The organism is Psychrosphaera sp. (assembly GCF_982872775.1).
Genome location: NZ_CEYNSH010000011.1, coordinates 52,252 through 73,624 on the forward strand (window position 1 = coordinate 52,252; position 21,373 = coordinate 73,624).

General features: G+C 42.8%; 16 protein-coding genes and 1 riboswitch. Of the genes, 9 read left to right on the top strand and 7 right to left on the bottom strand.

The window, feature by feature from the left end; translation table 11 throughout:
• Positions 1 to 46: 46 nt before the first annotated feature.
• The 6 genes from AC4E96_RS05095 (at position 47) to AC4E96_RS05120 (ending at position 9,724) form a co-directional block, all read left to right on the top strand.
• Positions 47 to 454, top strand: a complete 408-nt coding sequence (locus AC4E96_RS05095; protein WP_490255082.1) for a hypothetical protein — start codon at positions 47 to 49, stop codon at positions 452 to 454.
• Between the two features lie 78 nt (positions 455 to 532).
• Positions 533 to 2,752: a S9 family peptidase gene (locus AC4E96_RS05100; protein WP_490255083.1), complete on the top strand. Its 2,220-nt coding sequence runs from the start codon at positions 533 to 535 to the stop codon at positions 2,750 to 2,752.
• 69 nt (positions 2,753 to 2,821) lie between these two features.
• The gene (locus tag AC4E96_RS05105; RefSeq protein ID WP_490255084.1) at positions 2,822 to 5,017 is read left to right on the top strand and encodes a putative bifunctional diguanylate cyclase/phosphodiesterase; all 2,196 of its coding nucleotides are present in this window, start codon (positions 2,822 to 2,824) and stop codon (positions 5,015 to 5,017) included.
• 239 nt (positions 5,018 to 5,256) lie between these two features.
• Positions 5,257 to 7,209 (top strand): alkaline phosphatase PhoX, encoded by a 1,953-nt coding sequence (locus AC4E96_RS05110; protein ID WP_490255085.1) that lies wholly within the window; start codon positions 5,257 to 5,259, stop codon positions 7,207 to 7,209.
• Positions 7,210 to 7,310: 101 nt separating this feature from the next.
• Entirely contained in the window at positions 7,311 to 8,855 is a 1,545-nt protein-coding gene (locus AC4E96_RS05115) for a hypothetical protein (RefSeq protein ID WP_490255102.1), read from the top strand.
• 2 nt (positions 8,856 to 8,857) lie between these two features.
• Positions 8,858 to 9,724, top strand: a complete 867-nt coding sequence (locus AC4E96_RS05120) for a hypothetical protein (protein WP_490255086.1) — start codon at positions 8,858 to 8,860, stop codon at positions 9,722 to 9,724.
• 47 nt (positions 9,725 to 9,771) lie between these two features.
• On the opposite strand, the gene AC4E96_RS05125 is transcribed toward AC4E96_RS05120, so the two are convergent.
• From AC4E96_RS05125 to AC4E96_RS05155, 7 genes are all read right to left on the bottom strand, one after another.
• Entirely contained in the window at positions 9,772 to 10,578 is an 807-nt protein-coding gene (locus tag AC4E96_RS05125; RefSeq protein WP_490255087.1) for a HesA/MoeB/ThiF family protein, read from the bottom strand.
• 29 nt (positions 10,579 to 10,607) lie between these two features.
• Positions 10,608 to 12,467 carry a thiamine phosphate synthase gene (thiE, locus tag AC4E96_RS05130; RefSeq protein WP_490255088.1) on the bottom strand — a complete coding sequence of 620 codons (1,860 nt, stop codon included), beginning with the start codon at positions 12,465 to 12,467 and terminating at the stop codon, positions 10,608 to 10,610.
• A complete protein-coding gene (locus tag AC4E96_RS05135; RefSeq protein WP_490255089.1) occupies positions 12,451 to 13,284 on the bottom strand; it encodes a thiazole synthase in 834 nt (277 codons plus the stop codon). The genes thiE and AC4E96_RS05135 overlap by 17 nt, the downstream gene beginning before the upstream one ends.
• A gap of 65 nt (positions 13,285 to 13,349) precedes the next feature.
• Positions 13,350 to 13,553: a sulfur carrier protein ThiS gene (gene thiS, locus AC4E96_RS05140; RefSeq protein ID WP_488032351.1), complete on the bottom strand. Its 204-nt coding sequence runs from the start codon at positions 13,551 to 13,553 to the stop codon at positions 13,350 to 13,352.
• A complete protein-coding gene (locus AC4E96_RS05145) occupies positions 13,550 to 14,689 on the bottom strand; it encodes an FAD-dependent oxidoreductase (protein ID WP_490255090.1) in 1,140 nt (379 codons plus the stop codon). Before AC4E96_RS05145 ends, thiS begins: the two co-directional genes overlap by 4 nt.
• 20 nt (positions 14,690 to 14,709) lie before the next feature.
• The gene (thiC, locus tag AC4E96_RS05150; RefSeq protein WP_490255091.1) at positions 14,710 to 16,641 is read right to left on the bottom strand and encodes a phosphomethylpyrimidine synthase ThiC; all 1,932 of its coding nucleotides are present in this window, start codon (positions 16,639 to 16,641) and stop codon (positions 14,710 to 14,712) included.
• Positions 16,642 to 16,760: 119 nt separating this feature from the next.
• Positions 16,761 to 16,871, bottom strand: a riboswitch (TPP riboswitch).
• Positions 16,872 to 16,908: 37 nt separating this feature from the next.
• Entirely contained in the window at positions 16,909 to 17,787 is an 879-nt protein-coding gene (locus AC4E96_RS05155; protein WP_490255092.1) for a LysR substrate-binding domain-containing protein, read from the bottom strand.
• A gap of 236 nt (positions 17,788 to 18,023) precedes the next feature.
• Here AC4E96_RS05155 and AC4E96_RS05160 point away from each other — a divergent pair, with 236 nt between their 5' ends.
• From AC4E96_RS05160 to AC4E96_RS05170, 3 genes are all read left to right on the top strand, one after another.
• Positions 18,024 to 19,154 (top strand): S-(hydroxymethyl)glutathione dehydrogenase/class III alcohol dehydrogenase, encoded by a 1,131-nt coding sequence (locus AC4E96_RS05160; protein ID WP_490255093.1) that lies wholly within the window; start codon positions 18,024 to 18,026, stop codon positions 19,152 to 19,154.
• A 58-nt stretch (positions 19,155 to 19,212) separates the two neighbouring features.
• Entirely contained in the window at positions 19,213 to 20,052 is an 840-nt protein-coding gene (gene fghA, locus AC4E96_RS05165) for an S-formylglutathione hydrolase (RefSeq protein ID WP_490255094.1), read from the top strand.
• A gap of 179 nt (positions 20,053 to 20,231) precedes the next feature.
• Positions 20,232 to 21,371, top strand: coding sequence for an FIST signal transduction protein (locus AC4E96_RS05170; RefSeq protein ID WP_490255095.1), 1,140 nt, complete (start codon positions 20,232 to 20,234; stop codon positions 21,369 to 21,371).
• The last annotated feature ends 2 nt before the right edge of the window (positions 21,372 to 21,373 follow it).

Sequence of the window (21,373 nt, forward strand, 5' to 3'; positions counted from 1 at the left end):
TATACTCTGGTCCTAACATTAAAGAATCCAATCGGGGAGCTTTACTATGGGCGTAAAAGATCTAAAGAGTACGACCACAAATGAAGTTCGATTAGAACAACATGACACAGTCGATAAAGGTGTAAACACTTCTCATCAGCAACACAACGAAAGTAATTTAATTTCTTTGAGTAACGCGTACTCTCCTGCGATGCGTAAGTTAGCAGCGAGTAACCTAAAGTACTACCCAGAACATATTGTGGTCTTATTGGATTTGTTAAGTTCAGAAAACGACAAGTCTGTTATCGAGCAAGTAGAGATTTCGTTATTGTATTTGGCGAAGAGTGACACCCTAAAATCTCAGATAATATGTCACCTTAATGATCTCATCGAAAACGGTGATGTGGTCAGTGAATTTGCAATGGAAGCGATAAAAAACTTAAGCTATTTGCTGAAGGGTATTCAACGAAACTGAAATAGCTTTTTACAAATTTAAGTGGTCATCTCGGTGCTAAACCCTTATATTTTATGGATAACTACAAAGGTGATGACTATGAAATGGAATTATGCTGCGTTAGTGGGTGCATCAGTACTCACACTGGCCGCCTGTGGCGACGCACCGACAAAAAATCAACAAACTACTCAATTAGCTAAAGATTCAACCGAATCGTCAGTAGCCCAACAAGAAGAGTCCATGCAATATCCTAGACTGAAAGCACTTCCCATTGCTGCACCTGTGGCAAAGCAAATACCTCATACCTTTTCCCATCATGGTATTGAGGTCTCAGATCCGTATAACTGGCTACGTGATGAAAGTTATCCAAATACTGACGACAAAGAGGTACTGGATTATCTCAATGCTGAAAACAACTATTACCAGTCGTTTTTGGAGCCAAATAGAGAATTAATAAATACTTTATTTGAAGAGTTCAAAGGCCGTGTAGATGAAACGGATACATCTGTACCATATGTCAAAAAAGGTTATGAGTACTGGTGGGAGTATAAAGAAGGTAATAATTATCGCACTCATTATCGTAAAAACCTTGAAAGCGGAACTACAGAAGTTTATTTAGATGAGCAAGCCTTGTCAGAGGGCAATGACTATTTTGTTATTGGTGATATCTCAATCAGCCCGGATAACCAGTTAGTCGCATACAGTGTTGATACCTCAGGTGACGAACGTTACGACATTTTTGTCAGAGACATTAAAGCGGCTAAAAAGTTAGCGGCAAAAATTTCAGACTCAAACGGGTCTGTCTCCTTTGTTGGCGACAACAATACGTTAGTTTATGGTAAGTTAGCGAAAAATGCGTGGCGTACCGAATCAATAAACAAAGCGAAGTTAGACAACTCAGAGTCTGAACAAGTACTTTTTGCCGAATCTGACACCGGCTTCTTCTTGTCGGCAGATCTGTCCACAAGTGAAAAATTCTTAATTGTTGAAACAGGCAATTTTGATGCAAGAGAAGTATGGTTGTTCGATGCCAATGACCTGAACAAATCTGGCACAAAATTATTTGCCAGAGAGCAAAATTTACAGCCGGATGTTGATCACGCAAATGGCGAAGTTTATGCGTTAGTCAATGATAAACATGTTAATTTCCGCTTGGTCAAAATGTCTGAGACCGACCTGTTGTCGCCAAAATGGACAAGTGTAATAGAAGGCGACGAAGACCTTTACATACAAGGTTATGAACTTTTTGCTAACCATACCGTTGTAGAGTTAAGCCGCCGTGGCCTTCAGGCAATGCATGTTATTCCAAAATCTGGTGAAAGTTTTGATATAACGTTCCCAGAATCAGTTTATAGCGTAGGTTTAGGCGCTAATCCTAGTTACGAGCAAGATCACGTTCGTGTGAGTTACACGTCAATGATAACGCCTAGAACTGTTTATGATTTTGATTTTAAAAGTAAGAAATTAGAAGAGCGCAAGCAACAAAAGATCCCATCAGGATACGACAAGAGCCAATATGAAACGGTTCGTTTAATGGCACCAGCTAGAGATGGAGCAGAGATTCCTATTTCTATTGTCTACAAAAAGGGTTTTAAGAAAGATGGTAGCCACCCGCTTTCTTTATATGCTTATGGCGCATATGGAGCTGGAATGTCACCTTCGTTTTCTACGACACGACTTAGCCTCTTAGATCGTGGTTTTGCCTATGCAATAGCGCACACTCGTGGCGGCGATGAAATGGGTTACAGCTGGTATCTAGATGGCAAAATGGACAACCGTAATAACGCATTCAACGATTTTGTTGATGTTGCAAAATACTTGGTCAAAGAGGGCTATGTAAACAGCGGTAATATTTCTATTGCAGGTGGCAGTGCTGGTGGCGAGATGATGGGTGCTGTGACACTTCAAGCTCCAGAAATGTGGCGTTCTGTAACGCTAATGGTCCCATTTGTTGATGTTCTCAATACTATGCTAGATGCATCATTACCGCTAACACCACCTGAGTGGAAAGAGTGGGGTAACCCAATCGAGAGCAAAAAGTATTTTGAGTTAATTCGCTCATACTCGCCATATGACAATATTGAAAAGCGCGAATATCCACCAATGATGGTAACGGGAGGGCTTAACGATCCTCGTGTGACTTATTGGGAGCCAGCAAAGTGGACAGCCAAAATGCGTGCGATGAAAACCGATGACAACCTGTTAATCATGAGAATGAATATGGGTGCGGGACACTTTGCAAACAGTGGGCGTTATGGACGTTTGATGGACCGTGCCGAGGAAATGGCGTTTGAAATTCTGGCACATCAAAAAAAATAAACTAAACTTTTATATATGACAGTAAGTTAGGGCCTTTTTCGGCCCTTTTTTCTTTAAAAGGATTAGTCTGTGGCCGAGTCGGCATTTACTACGCCAAAATTATTTCTATACAAAGAACTTTTAGTATCGAGGCGGTTATTGATCTTCGGTATTTTTTTATTGTTAATTGTGTTTGTTTGGCACAGCTATTTAACGGTAAAAGTTCACAAAGAGTACCAAGCCTCTTTAATGGAGTCGGTCTCTCTTCAGGTGGTTCGAGAGTATCAAAGTCACATTGACAGTTTGAGACAAGATATCCGCCATTTTGCTTGGGTTTATCAAAATGAGTTAAACGAGCTTGTTGCTCAAGGACCCTCGAGTAAGACAGAAGAGTACCTAAACTTATTAGAGCAATTGAGATTGGATATTCCGGATGTTCGACTTTTCTCTGTTATCGATGAAAAAGGTCACGGAGTTTTCAAACACATTACGGGGGACTTTCTCCAAGACTGTAAAGAAGAAATAAACTCCACTTTAGAGCATCAATCTCAGGAGCACTTGTTTTTACATCGCAGTGCCACGTCGATTCATTACGACTTATTAGAGCCCCTTGAAGGCTCAGAAAATTATATTTTCGTCGCATTTAAGCCAACCAAACTTATCGAATTACTCAGCGACTATCGATTACCTCAACAAGAGCTTTTCCTACTGAGACAGGACTTAGTAGGAAAGGTAGAACTTTCTTCTGTTAAAGCATTACAAGAGCAAGTTGTTACTAATTTACAGATGTCCGAACTTGAAGTGGCAGAATTTAGTGTGGTAACGCCTATCCCTGATACTCGTTGGCAAGTAGCGGTGCGTTTGGACAAAGAGTATTCAGATGAATTATTGTTCGATACGTATTCACGTTCGCTACTAATTTGGCTGGCGATTACAGTGGTGTTGTTAGTCAGTTATTTTTCAAAGCGGCAGCGTCTAATTTCACAATATAAAATGATGAAAAAAATTCAGTTTAATGAGTCCCATGACTCTTTAACTGGTTTGATGAATAGAGCGAGCTTTGTTCGACAGCTAGATGAGTCTGTATCGCTGCTCGAGCCTAAAACAGGCGGTGCATTTTTGGTTGATATCGATCGCTTTCAGGTTTTTAACAATGCACTTGGTTTTGGTAAGGGGGATGAGACTCTTAAGTTAGCCACTGAATTGATAAAAGAAATCGCACCTAGCAAAAGTTTAGTGTCGAGGATTAGTAATGATCAGTTCGCCGTTTTTTCACCACTCATTGAACATGCTGACGTACCAAAGTTTGCTGAAAGGCTGAGAAAAGAAATTGCAAATTTAGACTTAAGCCGAGTCGAAGCACAGTTTTCATTAACCGCTAGTATCGGTGTGATTGAATTAGACAATAGTTTTATTGATGGTGATCACGTTATGAATGCGTTAATGCTGAGCATTAAACTCGCCAAAGAAAAAGGCCGAAATCGTGTTCAGCAATACCAGTCAGCCGATCCAGCCTTAATAAAACATGCCAATGAAATGGAAGTTTTTAAAGCGGTTAGAGGGGCATTAACAGAAAGTAAATTTGAAATTTATCGTCAACGCTTGGTCCCAAGTCTTCACCAAAACAATGAGTCTGAACAACCTTCAACACAATCCGACACCTTTGAAGTATTGTTACGGATGACGGACAGCGAAGGCAAAATGGTAAGTCCTGGATTGTTTATCCCTGTTGCGGAAGAGCATAGTTTGGCAGTGGAAATAGATAAATGGGTCATTACTCAGACTTTCAAATATATTAACTCAGAGAATAGTAAAGATAATTATTGTATTAACTTGTCGGGGTTATCCCTTGCCGATGAGTCGATGGCGGATTTTGTTAAGTCCGCACTGGAAGCCAAAGCAATAAACCCGGCCCAGATTACATTAGAAATCACAGAAACCTATGCGATTACGCACTTAGAAGCGGCGATTTCTTTTATTGGTGAATTAACAAAACTAGGTTGCCAATTTGCGCTGGATGATTTTGGCAGTGGCTTATCTTCGTTTAGTTACCTTCAAAAGTTACCAGTCCAAAAATTAAAAATTGATGGTGTATTTATTCGTGATATCGCTAATTCCCCGCGTAACCAGACCTTTGTAAAAACCATGGTAGAACTTGCCAAGTCAATGGATATGCAAACGGTTGCTGAGTTTGTAGAAACAAAAGAAGAGCACGAAATATTGATGAACTTAGGTATTGATTACTGTCAAGGTTACTACTTCCACAAACCTGAACCTTGGCACTAGCTTTAAATGTTTCACGTTTGCCTATAAAAGCACTGTTATCCTTTAGTGCTTGATTATGAACTAGAGGTGACAAAATTTAGCATTGTGACAATCGCTTTTTTTGTGCATCAAAAACGTCATAGTTCGTTCATTTGTAGTCCATATTTTTGTCATGTTTAGCGTTAACACTAGTGCTGAATATCTGAGGTCCCCCTGTAGTCAGATACTGTGATTAGCCAAACCAACAAACTTTATAAGGGATGAATATGTCGACTTTAAAACCACAGTTTAAACTTTCAGTAATAGCGGTCACTCTGACTTTAGCATTAGCAGGCTGCGACTTAGACGGAGAAGACGGTGCTCAAGGTCCTCAAGGACAGCAAGGTGTTGCTGGTGCTGATGGACAGAATGGAACTGATGGCCAAAATGGCACTGACGGGCAAGATGGAGCAAATGGCGCTGACGGTCAAGACGGTGCTAATGGCAAAGATGGGCAAGACGCACAAGGTAGTTCTATTCCAGGACTGACCCGAATAGCGACGGTACCTTTGGGCGCAGAAGTCACGGGAATGTATTTAACGGAAGAAGGTGACTTGTTTTTTAACGCTCAGCACCCGTCCGACTCGAACATCACGGCTGACGCTAATGGAAAAGTATTTAACAAAGGGACAATTGGAGTCATTACAGGGCTCAACTTTAATCAAATTCCTGCCAATGTTGCATCGTCAGCAGTACCTATGACACAAGCTGAAATGGAAACGGTTCAGGTGGCAATTGGTGACTATCAAGTTCTGGCTCAAACGGGAGACACGTTAGATGGAAAAATTGCAAAGGGTGTAGGGCATATTTATTCATTTGATGGCGAAGTGTTAATTAATGAAAATCACAACCCTGACTTTAACGGTTTTGTACCAACAGGTCCTGGTGAAGGATATTTATTTACTAATTGGGAATTAATTCCAGGTGGCATGAGCCGTTTAAAGATCACTAAAAACACAGGTGGTCAGTGGTCAGTTGAAGAAGCCATGATGGTGGACTTTTCATCTGTGATGGGCACAGGCGCCAACTGTTTTGGTTCAGTATCACCTTGGGGGACGCCATTAACAGCGGAAGAGTGGATTATTGCAGATGACATGGATAACACGTCTTCTGGCTGGAACCACAGTGACCCGTCGCAAGTCAGTCCCTACCTTGAGGGCAATATTGCAGATATGTCGAACTACATAAATGGCAATACTGGCGGTACTATTTTCCCAAATACTTATCGTTATGGCTATATTGTCGAAGTGACAGAACCTACTACGGCTTCTCCAGTTCCTGTCAAGCACTTTACCCTTGGACGAGTACAACATGAAAACTCGGTCGTCATGCCTGACGAACGTACTGTTTATACAACCCAAGATGATACCGGCGGTGTTCTTCTCAAGTTTGTTGCCGATGCAGCCCAAGATTTGAGCTCTGGTACTTTGTATGCAGCGAAGTTGACTCAAGATAACTCGAAAGAGCCTGCTGTAACAGGGTTTGATGTGACATGGGTCGAGCTTGCAACGTCAAATAACAGTCAAATAGAAGCGTGGATTGCTGAGTATGACAATATTTCCCAAGATGACTACGTAGACGGTCAGAGTAACTACATGACGGTAGCGGATGTTGAAGCGTGGGCACGTGGTGATGCCACTTATCCAACGGTAGAAAATGGAGGTAGTACAGTCACGGCCGGTAGACCAATGGATGACCGAGCTGCATTTTTAGAAACTCGTCAAGCTGCTAAATATGCTGGTGCAACGGCTGAGTTTAGAAAGCTCGAAGGGATTAATATCAATCAAAAGCGAGCGAAGGAAGCCGTTGAGGGCGTGGATTTGATTGCCGGTGAAGTGGTCACCCAAGCTTATATGTATTTTGGTAATTCGGATATGGATAAAACCATGATTGACGATGAAGGTGATATTCAGCTTGATGATAGAGTCAAAGACTGTGGTGCGGTTTATCGACTACCATTGTTGGCGAATTACGATACGAATCGAATTGAACCTGTGTTAATGGGCAGTACCTACCGCTCTTCATTAGATAAGCCGGCTCGCTGTGATGCCAATAATATCACCCAGCCAGACAATGTGATGGTAATGGATGATGGCCGAATTCTAATTGGTGAAGATGCGAGCTCTGAGCGCACCAACGATACATTGTGGATGTACGATCCAAAAGTTAAATAAAGATACCCTAATATAAATCTGTAATAGAACAAGGACGAGAATAAATGCAATTTTTACGTTGTCATTACTTACTCATCGTTGTTGTTACGGTATCAATATTAATGGGCTGTGACAGTGACCGAGAGGTCACTATCACACCAGCCCAGTGGTACCTCGATAATAATGAAGTGTACAATCCTGAAGCGGTGATCCCACCACAGTGTTACACCAAAACCGAAGGGTCTAACAACCCTTGTTACGTTTGTCACCAAAGCTATTCGCTAGAAGAGCAAAGACCAAACGCGATGAACGATGGCCTTATTCAAGGTGCTTATATTTTCTCTGATGTGGGTGTGAGCAATAGCTGGCAAAATTTGTTTGTTGACCGCACCGATTTAATTAAACAAATTTCTGACCAAGAGATACTCAACTACGTCAATGAAGACAATTACACCGAACTCGAAAGCAAGCTTTCTGATCCTGAATGGCCGGCTCAAATTCCTTTCATAAAAAACTTACACCTTGGCAAAGAAGCGTTCGATGAGAATGGCTTAGCTCTCGATGGGAGCTATTGGGTCGCATATAACTACAAACCATTTCCAAGTACCTTTTGGCCGACAAATGGGTCAACAGGAGATGCGATGGTCCGTTTAGGAAAATCATATCGTGAGCTCAATGGTGAGTACTCTTTTGACGTCTACTTTACTAATTTGGCGCTAGTGGAAATGGCCATAAAAGATTTATCTGAGCTCTCCACTATTCCACTTGATGAGAGAGCTGTTGGGCGCGATTTAAATAACGATGGAAAACTAACTAAAGTCAGTCGTATAAAGAGGCAAAATCAATATGTGGGAGATGCGAGTCACAGGCCATTGTTAAAGATGTTATTCCCAGAGGAAACCGAATTCATGCATACCGTTCGCTATTTAGGTGTCGATGAGTCAGGAGAAACGGTGATCCCCAAACGAATGAAAGAAGTTCGTTATATGAACAAACACATGCTTCGAAAACGAGAAAATCTGCTCAGCACTTATTATTCCGAGCGCAAAGAAAAACACTTTGAAAAACTGCCAAGAATGATCCCTGCCGGCAAGCGTGGACTCGCTAATGGTTATGGCTGGACGATTAATGCTTTGATTGAGGACAAGGAAGGGAAGTTAAGGCCTCAACATCAAGAGGAGTTGGCGTTTTGTAATGGTTGCCATCGCTCTGTCGGCTCTACAATCGATCAGACGTTTTCTTTTGCTCGTAAAGTGGAAGGAAAAAAAGGCTGGGGTTATATCGATTTAAAAGCAATTACAGACGTACCGAGTCTAGGTGAAAAACAGGGAGAGTTTATTACCTATTTGGAGCGAGTGAACGGTGGTGACGAATTCAGACAAAATAAAGAGATGATTAAAAAGTGGTTTCATAAAAATGGTTCGGTGAACAAAGTTAAAGTAGCTAATGTCAGCAGTATTCATGAGCTCATTACTCCCTCTAAAGAAAGAGCCCTAAAGTTAAACAAAGCCTATAAAACCATAGTCGAAGAACAGTCTTTTTTGTTTGGGCGAGACGCAACTTTAGTAGAGGCGACCAATGTCCTTAAGCAAGTTGATGAAACGGCGACGCCGATCAATGAAGAACATCGGTATGTTTATGACTTGAGGTTGGAGTGGGAGCAATAGGTATGGAAGCGAATACTTATTTTATTTGGGAATTTGTATTTGCCAGCGTTCTTATGGCGATAGGAATTGGTATGGACGTGGCCATAGTGACAGTGTCTCGAGCGGCCTCTCTTCAGTGCCGTCGACTCGCCGTGGTGTGGGTGGTAGGTGTGACATTAACTCACACGTTATTGCCAATGTTTGGGTATTTGTTTACATACTACAGTATCAAACTTCATCCATTATTTACGCCCGCAGTAGGTCTGATAGCAAGCGGGCTTATTTTGTTTTATTTAGTTACAGAACTAAAAGCCTATTCTAGTTCTGTTGACGATGAATTGGCGACGGAGTCTCAAGAAAGTTGGGGGGTTAATCCACAAGGTAGCACCGGTCAAATGCCAACATTCTCAAGACAACAATTATTTGGGACTGTCGGGTTGATTATAGCCGTTAGTTGGGATGCGCTCTGGTCGGGACCCGCAAAATCAGCGCAAGTCACCGACTGGCCGGAATATTGGGTGTGGAGTTCTTTTGTTGTTGTCGGCTTTATCATTTCGTTACTATCAGTTGCGGCGCTTAAACTCGGTTACTCAATCTATAAGGTGATGATAAATAAGTCCCTTATTAGTAGTTGTAGTAATGCTGAGGTCTCGAAATCGATAGGTGGTCTCAATGGACAGAGTACGTTGCATAAGTTGAGCATGGGGCGGTTTATTACCGCTTTAATTCAGTTTGGTGTGATCGGTTATTTTGGTTTACTCGCCGTCACGACCTACACATTTGGCGTGGTAATTCCTTGGTGGTTGTTATTACAGTTGTCTTTTACGTGTGTCATGGTGGCGCTGCTTATTGTCGGAAATCAAAGCTCGGCGTCGCGAGCGGTGACTTAATCACCGCTTTTATACTTTGGTATCCAGGGTGAATAATGGTCACTGTATTAAACTGGGTGGACGGGACATTGAGCATCTAAAGTTAGCCTAAACTCTGCCTGTCGTAGGCTCATGGCATCAAAAGTAAACAGAGTATTAAAGTTAGAGTTCTGGCCTAGCAATGTCATGATGGCCAAGTTGGCTTGCATTCCTCCAACAACGGCCAATAAGGTACTGAGTACGCCTGCATTTTGGCAATTGTTGGCAGGTGTTGGTAAGTCCTTTGGAAATACGCATTCAAGGCAAGCTGAATTTGTCTGAGCAAAATCAAAGCTCATTAGCTGCCCTTGGGTACGTGTGGCGGCAGCCGTAATGAGTCGACGTTTAGATTTAACACAAGCTTGGTTCACAAATAATCGGGATGTTTTATTGTCTGAGCAATCCAATACAAGATCAAAATTAGTCCACTCAAAGGCGGAGTGTGATGACACCGTTTGAATATTATCTTGATAAGTTTGAATGTGAACGAGAGGGTTTAGTTTCGATAAAACGTGTTGGGCTGCCGTTACTTTTGGTTGCTGTAAATTCTCATGATTAAACAGTACTTGTCGTTGTAGGTTACTGATCTCTACGACATCATGGTCGACTAAGGTCAAGTGACCAACACCAGATGCCGTTAAATATTGGGCCACAGGGCAACCAAGTCCACCCATACCGACGATAAGAACACGTGAGTTTTTCAATTGGAGCTGACCTTTTTCTCCAATACTCTCGAGCATAACGTGTCTATTGTAGCGCAAATATTCTCGGTCGCTTAACCGTTCCTTTGAGCTTTGGGGTGGAGGAGTTGTGGTAATTGATGATGGAGAAGTCATTAATCGTTTCCTATTTCAGACGCCAGCATTTATGAGGATGCGTGAGAGCACTTAGACTTTGAAGAAGGTGAGGCAATGAGCTTTTCAAATTGCTCAACAGCCGATTTTGGGCAAGGTGCATTAGTGATTGCAGTAACAACCGCAATACTCTCTGGCCCCGCTGACAAAACAGACTGGGCATTTTCTAGAGTTATTCCGCCAATTGCGACAATAGGGACCTCATTCTGCAAGTCGCACAGTTGTTGTAGATTGTTCAAGCCTTGAATTTGTCCTGTCATATCTTTGGTTTGAGTTGGGAATATCGCACCAATAGCTAAGTAACTTGGTTTTAGTTGTAATGCTGCCAAATACTCAAAATGACCATGGGTACTGACGCCAAGACACAACCCTGCTGCTTTGATTGCAGTTAGGTCAGCTTCTTTTAAATCCTCTTGTCCCAAATGAACTCCAAAAGCCCGGTGTTTAATTGCTAACTCCCAGAAATCGTTTATAAACAATTGGGCATCATATTGATTACTGAGGGTTACTGCTTGTTCTATGGCTTTATCAAGAGCGTCTCCGTTAAGGTGTTTGTCTCGGTATTGAATGGTTTTTACACCGGCTTCAAGTAACACCTTCAACCAAGCTAAATCTGGAACCACGGGGTATAAAGCTAGTTTATTTGTGTCCAAGGTTTTAAAGCCTTTGGGTGCGGTCAATTCGGATGAACTTGGTGTGGATGTCGAGGAATCCGCGGACCGAGAGTTTGCCTTAGAGTGAGAGGTCGGCGTTGAAGCTCTTGTTAAATTTTGACGCTCAGTTAAAGACAGAGATTCAGGTAAAGATAGAGCTTCAGATAAAGATAGAGGCGACGCTAAACTCGATGAAAAGTCTCTAGAAGTAACAGGAAAAACCGTTAGCTTATCTGGTACGCCTTGTTGGACAATCGGTCCATAAATCAAATCCGTTGAATTGGCTAGTTTTCGGTCTATTTGAATTTTTTTTGTGGCAATTAATCCATCATTAATGAAAGCCTTTGCAATGGTAATGGCATCTCTAAAGTGTTGGCCTTTTGCTAGTTCTGTCGCAAGAGCGGAAGCAAACGTGCAACCAGTACCATGAGTACGCTCGGTTTCAACTTTGGGGGTGCTTAACCAATACGTATTTTGTTGGGGGTTATTATTTAATGTGAAATCAAAGTCCATTCCCAAATCAATACAGAACCCGGACTCAATGTCGACATGTCCTCCTTTTATCACGACAGCTTTACAACCTAGCTCATTAAATCGCATGGCTGCGCTTTCCATACACGATGGTGAAAACAAATAAACTCCGGTAAAAAGCTGAACTTCTTTGGCGTTTGGAGTGATGACATCAACCAGTGGTAGGAAGTCAGATTTAAGTGTTTCCACTAAGTTATCTTCTGTTAAATGATCGCCGTTAGTCGCCGATATGACAGGGTCAAAAACAACAATAGGAGGGGGTAGATGACTCAAAGATTTCCATGTTTTTAGTTGCCTGCATAGCCAGTCTATTTGTTCTGCGTTAGCCAGCAGGCCCACCTTTATTACTTGAGGTAAATGATCTGTCTCCGCATCTTCGAGTGAACTTGCCATGATCAGAGCTTCAAATTGAGACTGTAGTACTTCTATCGAGACCGCATTGATACTGTTAACGGCCAACTGGTTTTGTGCCGTAACGGCTGTCACTATGGTATTAGGCATACCGCCTAACGCATGAATAGTTTTGGTGTCTGCCTGAATTCCAGCTCCTGCGGTACAGTCCGAGCCTGCAATACTCCAAACCAGAGGGCTTACAGAGTGTGTTGGAAGTTTGCAGTCGTTAGGCTGCGACTTCACAGTTTGGCAAGTTTTGCCTTTCGTCATTGGTATATCAGTCATGGTGTTCATAATTATCTTGATGCCAAAAAGGCATACCTATCGTTGGAGTGCTCGGTGATGCACTGTTTCGCTTGGGCATCAGGCCTGCTTCATAACCTAACCGTCCTGCTTTAATGCTATGCTTAAATGCGTTTGCCATGGCGACAGGGTTGGTGGCCTTTGCAATTGCAGTATTGAGTAAAACACCATCGTAGCCCATCTCCATCGCCATACAGGCGTCGGATGGTTTGCCAATCCCCGCATCTATTATTAGCGTAGTATCTGGTAAGCGTTGACGAATCGTCTCCAGAGCGTAGCGATTGAGAATACCTTGGCCCGAACCGATAGGGGAGGCCCAAGGCATGACAACCTCGCAACCAACATCCACCAAGCGTTGACAAACAATTAAATCATCCGTGCAATAAGGAAGTACTTTAAAGCCCATATTTATCAACTTTTTAGCAGTTTCAACTAATTGAATAGTATCGGGCTGTAGCGAAAATTCGTCACCAATTAGCTCTAGCTTTATCCAATCGGTCGCAAAGACCTCTCGACTCATTTGCGCAATGTTGATCACCTCTTTAGGCGTTTGGCAGCCAGCCGTATTGGGCAAAAGGGTCAGCCCTAGTGTTTGTATATGTTGCCAAAACGCATTGTCATTAGAGCTGGGCTGGGAGCGGTTAGAAGATACCGCCTGTCGTCTTAGCGACAAAGTGATGATTTGACTTTCACTTTGTTTAACCGCTTCGGTCATTATTGCCAGAGTTGGATAAAGTGCACTTCCAATCAATAGTCGGTTATCAAAGCTTTGGTCATAAATGGTCAACTTGTTTTCGATTTGCTTCATTGGGTTTCTCTAATGTTCGGCTTGAATTACTCTAGGGGGCCATATCAAGCTGGGTTAGGAGTTTGTTATCCACCAAATATGGGTGACACTACATCCACTGCGTCACCTTCACTTAATAGAACACAAGAGTATTGAGCCCTTGCTACAAACTCGCCATTAACCGCGACTGAAAATGGTGGTGTAAAATCAAGTTGTGCCAAAGCGGCATTGATGGTTTCTTTTTCCTTAAATTCAAAGGTAACTTGTTGACCATTAACAATTAAGTTCATTGTTGATCCTCATAAATTTGTTTTTTAGACAAAGTCGGTGAAATAGCTGGAGTGAGTGGCATGTGTAAGTCCGAGGGCTCCTCAAAAACGCAAGGAAGGTTAAGGCTCAACCTTTCACCTATGATTGGCCAAACTTGTTTAATCAATGTTGGCAGTAATAGGTATCCGTGACGATATAAGCCATTAATTTGAATTAATCTATCGCGCTCTTTAACAATAGGTAAATGGTCTGGCATAGCCGGGCGTAAACCGACACTTGCTTGCTCTATTTGGGCTTCAGAAAATCCAGAGTGAATACTAAATGCGGCGGATAATAACTCCAGAGTAGAGCGAACCGTTATCGGCGAATCTGATTCTGACTCTATTTCTGTGGCGCCAATAACAAAGCGGTGATTGGGTTTTGGGACAACATAAAGTGCGTATTTGGGGTGCATAAGCCGGATAGGTCGTGCCAAATTGACTTCGGGCGCATATACCCGAATAACTTCGCCTCTCACCCCCCGAAGTGTCTTCAAGTTATGCTCTGTTTTGGCACCGACTCCTCGACAATCTATGACCAAATCAAATGACTCATCAGCGCGGTTTAATAATTCACTAGGTGACGTGATTGTATTCTCGCGAATGTGGACGTGGCTTGCTTTTAGTTTTGAGTCCACTTCATTTAAAAAGGCGTCGTTATCGAGATGCGCTTCGCCCTCAATAAAGTAACCACCTGCTATACGTCTAGTAAGCTCTGGTTCCAGCGACTCAATATCAACAGAACTGACCGCTCGAAGTCTATCTTTTTTTTCATCAGGGATTTGATTGTTAAAATGATGTAATTCAGCCAAATCCTGCGGAAAAGCAACCACCAAAGAACCGCGCTGGTGGAAGTGTTTTGAATGACAACCCAAGACTGATAGTAACTTAGGCCAAAGGTTGACACTTTGCTCGCCCATGTCACAAATTAAACACGGACTGTGAGTCGCCTCAGCCGTTGGCGCAATCATCGCTGCGGCAATTTTTGCAGTTTGCTCAGAATCAGACAGCTGGCCTTTGTCAAATAAGCTTATGACGGCTTGTTGTGGCAAAGTGTTGTGCAGCATTAGGGCAAGGGTTCGCCCTAATAGTCCAGCTCCTACGATAGCTACATTCACAGTCAGTGTCCTAAACGCGTTTATTCGATGTCTGCGCTTTGAGCAGCGTGATAAAGCTCAGAGCCCTTTGCTTTAAAGGTTTGTGACATCTCATCCATGCCAACCATTTTAATGGTCAATAAGTCATCGTCGTCTTTATTGTTGTTAAGGTTGGCAGAGTAATCTCGAACTTCTTGAGATATTTTCATTGAGCAAAACTTTGGTCCGCACATACTGCAAAAGTGAGCAACCTTGCCTGATTCTTGTGGCAAAGTTTCATCGTGGTAGGCCAAGGCACGCTCGGGATCCAAACTCAAGTTAAATTGATCGTGCCAGCGAAACTCAAAACGTGCTTTTGACAAGGCATTATCACGAATTTGTGCGCCTGGATGACCTTTGGCTAAATCACCGGCATGAGCGGCAATTTTGTAGGTGATTAGTCCCTCTTTGACATCTTCTTTGTTTGGCAAGCCCAAGTGCTCTTTAGGGGTTACGTAACACAACATTGCGCAGCCGTACCAGCCGATGTTGGCTGCACCTATTCCAGATGTGATGTGGTCATACCCGGGTGCAATATCGGTAGTGAGTGGTCCAAGCGTATAAAATGGCGCTTCGTCACAATGCTTGAGTTGCTCCTCCATGTTTTCCTTTACCATGTGCAGTGGAACATGCCCAGGGCCCTCTACCATGACTTGAACGTCGTGTTTCCAGGCGATTTTTGTCAGTTCCCCTAAGGTTTTTAATTCGCTGAACTGAGCCTCATCGTTAGCGTCAGCGACTGAACCTGGTCGCAGGCCATCACCGAGACTAAAGGCAACATCGTACTGCTTACAAATCTCACAAATATCTTCAAAATGGGTATACAAGAAGTTTTCTTGGTGATGTGACAAGCACCATTTGGCCATAATAGACCCACCACGAGAAACAATACCTGTGACACGTTTTGCAGTCATTGGTATATAGCGAAGTAAGACACCAGCGTGAATAGTGAAGTAATCTACCCCTTGTTCAGCTTGTTCGATAAGAGTGTCTCTAAATATTTCCCACGTTAGGTTTTCAGCGACGCCATTTACTTTTTCTAAGGCTTGATAGATAGGAACGGTGCCTATTGGGACCGGTGAATTGCGAACAATCCACTCTCGAGTTTCATGAATATATCGGCCTGTAGACAAATCCATTACGGTATCTGCGCCCCACTTGGTGGACCATACGAGTTTTTCTACCTCTTCTTCAATGCTTGAAGTCACCGCTGAGTTACCTATATTGGCGTTAACTTTGATTAAAAAGTTACGACCAATGATCATAGGCTCGGTTTCTGGGTGATTGATGTTACAAGGAATAATGGCCCTGCCTCTGGCTACTTCGTCACGGACAAACTCTGGCGTGATCTGTTCAGGTATCTCTGCCCCAAAACTTTGGCCTTGATGTTGTTGTTTTAGAATGTCGCCTTTTAACGCTTGGCGTTTGAGGTTTTCGCGAATCGCAATGTATTCCATTTCTGGGGTGATGATACCTTGTTTGGCGTAATGCATTTGGGTGACGTTTTTACCAGTTTTGGCACGACGAACTTTTGGTAAGTTATCGAAGCGAATGTGGTCAAGACCTTCATCCGCAAGTCTTTGTTGACTGTACCCCGATGAAGCGCCCGCGAGTTCTTCAGTATCGTTGCGCTGGGCTATCCATTCTGCTCTAAGTTTCGGTAACCCTTTGTGCACGTCTATCTGAACGTCGGGGTCAGTATACGGACCTGAGGTATCGTAAACTTGTATTGGATCGTTCGGTTCTAAAATTGGGTTGTCTTTGTCACCGCCAATGAGTGAATCGGCAAGTGCAATCTCCCGCATACCGACTTTAAGGTCGTGATGTTGGCCTTTAATATAGACTTTTTTTGAATTAGGAAATTGTTGATTTGAGCAATGGTTAATGAATTCGGCTGCCTGCTCTCGGCGTTCGCGTCTAGTAAGTTGTGTCATTTTCTGCCTTTCGTATTTGAATAATTAAGCACAAAAGACGGAGTGTAGAGAGTGAGTAGAGAAGGGCAGAGCAGCAAAACGAACGTCGATAATTACGTTGTGTTTGATTGGTTCTACCTTTTAGTGTCTACCTTGTTTCCTTCGCAGATATTAATCAGATCAGGTTCTACGGATCCCGCGCAATGCGATCTCAGCCCCTTGGTTTTCACCGGGCACTCCGACAAGTTCTTTTTCATCATAGGGGAAAATGAAGGCAGCTGACAAGCGCTATTTATTGATTTTATTTATTAATTGCTCAACCAAACGATTAACTTTAGGCGATAGCTGGCGGTTGTATGGATATAACGCCCATATGGGTTCATCCATTACTTGAAGGTCATCCAGAATAGAAATGAGCGTCCCTTGATTTAAGTGTGACTCGACATAATAGTCGGGTAACAACACCAATCCCAAACCCTTTAAAGCTGCATCTGTAAGGGCAGCTCCACTGTTGTATTTGAGGCGTCTCGTTGGCTTGATGAAACGCTTTTTGCCAGCTTCATTAAAACGCCATGTATCGTTGGAACCCATTAGGCACTTATGCTGATTGAGAGCATCGAGATTAATTGGGCAACCATATTCGTCGAAATACTTTGGAGAGGCGCACAAATAATTGCGCCTTACCGCTAATTGTTTGGCCATCATGGTAGAGTCATTAAGCTGGCCAATGCGAATCGCCAAGTCCAACCCATGCTCAATGAGATCTAGCTTTTTATTGGTCAGTTCAACCTCAGCCGTTACCTCTGGATAATCCAGTAAAAACTCATTTAATACAGGTAATATAATGCGCTCACCATAGGTGGTTGGTGCAGTAATACGAATATTTCCTTGTGGCGTATCCTGTAATTGACCAATTGCTTGCTCGGCTTCACTAAGTCCTTCAACGAGTGCCTTAGTGTGTCGATAAAACAATGCCCCTTCATCGGTTAATGAAACTTTTCTCGTCGTTCGATAGAGCAGTTTGGTGTTGAGACGACGTTCTAATTGACTGACTAGTCGGCTGACTTGTGCCACCGAAGTGGATAACGACAACGCCGCTTTTGTAAATGATCCATGTTCGGCGACGGCAGAAAACTCACTAATCCCTTCCCAATTGTTTTTATTCATGTTTTACCTGTGTATGGTGGATAACTATGCGAAAGAGTAGGTTTTTATTATTACAAATATGTAAAAGAGATTTTTATTTTAGTGGGATTATGTTCGGTTGTGAAATAAATATAATGAACCACGAATTTCAAATGTACTAAACTGAAGTTCAATAGCTGTGTAATTTACCTTTTCATTTTCGCTATTGAACAACTCGCTGAATGTTGTCACAGCGAATACATCAAAAAGGAGTCAGAATGTCAGACCAATTTATCAAATCGAAAGCGGCCGTCGCGTGGGGACCAAACCAACCAATGAGCATTGAAGAAGTTGATGTCATGCTGCCAAAAAAAGGCGAAGTGTTGGTTAAGATTGTCGCTTCTGGTGTTTGCCACACTGATGCTTTTACCTTATCAGGTGAAGATCCAGAAGGTGTTTTTCCGGCTATTTTAGGCCACGAAGGTGGTGGTATTGTTGAGCAAGTTGGCGAGGGCGTAACAAGTGTGAGCGTGGGCGATCACGTCATTCCGTTATACACACCTGAGTGTGGTGAGTGTAAGTTCTGTACGTCTGGTAAGACTAATCTTTGTCAAAAAATTCGCGAAACTCAAGGTAAAGGCCTGATGCCAGATGGCACCACCCGTTTTTATAAAGACGGTGAGCCAATTTATCACTACATGGGAACGTCGACCTTTTCTGAGTATACGGTTCTGCCAGAGATTTCATTAGCTAAAGTCAACAAAAGTGCCCCACTTGAAGAAGTTTGTCTACTCGGTTGTGGTGTAACAACGGGTATGGGCGCGGTAATGAATACAGCTAAGGTGGAAGAGGGCGATACGGTTGCTATTTTTGGTTTAGGTGGCATCGGCTTGTCGGCCATTATTGGTGCAACAATGGCCAAAGCCTCTCGAATTATTGCCATTGATATCAACGAATCTAAATTTGAGTTGGCCAAAAAGCTAGGAGCGACAGACTGTATTAATCCAAAAGAGTATGACAAGCCTATTCAAGACGTTATTGTAGAAATGACCGATGGCGGTGTGGATTATTCCTTTGAGTGTATTGGCAATGTCGACGTAATGCGTTCGGCACTTGAGTGTTGTCACAAAGGATGGGGGGAGTCAGTGATCATTGGTGTTGCGGGCGCTGGCCAAGAAATTTCAACTCGTCCATTCCAATTGGTTACCGGTCGAGTATGGCGAGGAACGGCATTTGGTGGCGTGAAAGGCCGCTCTGAACTACCAGATTATGTTGAGCGTTATCTGGCCGGTGAGTTTAAGTTAAACGATTTTATTACCCACACAATGGGCTTAGAGGATATTAACTCCGCGTTTGATCTGATGCACGAAGGTAAGAGCATTCGCTCGGTTGTTCACTTCGATAAATAGTCAATTTTTATTATGGCGGTGCATTGGCACCGCTTTTTTGTAAAAGTAAGGAGGTCAAATGACACTAAATCAACGTTCGGCAACACGAAGCTTCGGTGGTTGGCACAAGCAGTTCAGTCATGAATCGAGTACGCTCAACTGTGAGATGGCTTTTGCCGTTTTTCTTCCTCCTCAATACGAAAGTAAAAAAGATCTTCCCGTTTTGTATTGGTTATCAGGACTAACATGTACTGACGAGAATTTCATGCAAAAAGCGGGAGCACACCGTATTGCAGCACAGTTGGGAATTGTGATTGTTGCTCCTGATACAAGCCCTCGTGGTGAGTCTGTAGCGGATGATGAGGGATATGACTTAGGAAAAGGTGCAGGGTTTTATATCAATGCGACTCAATCTCCGTGGGACCAGCACTATCACATGTACGATTACATCGTTGATGAGTTACCACAGTTGATAGAATCGGAGTTTGGGGTTTCGCCTAAACGCGCCATCGCAGGCCATTCTATGGGCGGACACGGAGCTCTTACTATTGCTCTAAAAAATCCAGACAAATATGCATCGGTATCGGCTTTTAGTCCAATTTGCAATCCGATGGAATGCCCTTGGGGACAGAAAGCTTTTACGGCTTATTTAGGGTCTGATAAATCAGTTTGGGCTCAAAATGACGCGAGTGTTTTAATGGCCCACGCTGTCGACTTGGTTCCAGCTTTGGTTGACCAAGGCTTAGATGATGGCTTTTTAGAGGAGCAACTTAAGTTAGAGTCACTGGAAATCGCGGCAGCTAAAAATAACTATCCGCTAACGGTAAACAGGCATGAAGGGTATGATCACAGCTATTATTTCATTTCGAGTTTTATCGATGAGCACATTAAGTTTCATGCAGGGCATTTGATGTACTAGCTAGCCTTTTAAGGTGCTAAATAAGAGCAAAGTATTATTAAGCAGTATGTTCGTTGGTACAGTTTAATTAAAAATGCAGCTAGATTAGAGCTTACTAAAATAAAATATTGAAAATCTGTACAGTTTTGTTACGTTTTGACTAACCTTAATCATAAAGCGGTTGTTAGGGTCAGCCAACTATGAAAGTAAAACAATTCAGATTTACCGATGGAACGTGGGATTCGCAAATCCAATCTGACGACAGTGTCGACTTAGTGCTAGCGTTTGGATGTCGCGAACTCATTAAAAAAGATTCAATTCAAAACGACATATTTTCAAACTTTCAACATTCTAATGTCATTGGCTGTACCACAAGTGGTGAAATTGCCGGGACTCGAATTCTCGACGATTCACTCGTGGTCACGGCCATCTCTTTTGATAAAACCCCACTTGAAGTCCGTTCAGCAGATGTCACTCAATTTGACTCGCTAGAAGCCACTGTTGATGAATTAACGGCAACCTTGCCAAAAGACGATTTGAGATACTTATTAGTGTTGTCAGACGGTCAGTTAGTTAACGGTACGCAGTTGGTTGAAGCCTTGTCTGCAAGGCTCCCTGATGCAGCACTTATAACTGGTGGGCTTGCAGGCGATAAAGATAAGTTCTTTGAAACCGAAGTGTGGCACAACCAAAGCATTTCAGCAGGTAAAATAGTCATATGTGGCCTATACGGTGATGCAATAAACCTCTCTTCTGGCTCATTCAGTGGTTGGAAATCTTTTGGTCCCGAACGCCTAATTACAAAATCAGATTCGAACAAGTTATTTGAACTTGATGGTCAATCTGCATTGGAACTCTATAAAGAGTATTTAGGTGAATACGCAGCCCAATTGCCTGCGTCAGCATTGCGATTTCCACTCAGTGTTCGACTGCCTGACTCAGACGAAACCATCATACGTACAATATTAAACATTGATGAAGACGAGCAAAGCTTAATTTTTGCCGGGGATATGCCACAAGGTTCATACGCTAAGTTAATGCGTGCCAATATTGATAACTTAATTGATGGTGCTCAAGAGGCGGCAACGATGGCCCTTGATAAGGCCAAACAAGAAAGTGGCGCGTCACCTCAGTTGGGATTATTGATTAGCTGTGTAGGTCGTCGTCTGGTGTTGCAACAAGAAACGGAATACGAGTTAGAAAGCATTGAAGAACTTTTGCCAGAGTCGTGTCCATTAGCAGGCTTTTACTCATACGGTGAAATCTCACCAATTGCAGAAGGTAAAAATAGCGCTCTGCACAACCAAACGATGACCATTACTTTCTTCTCTGAGAGTTAGTA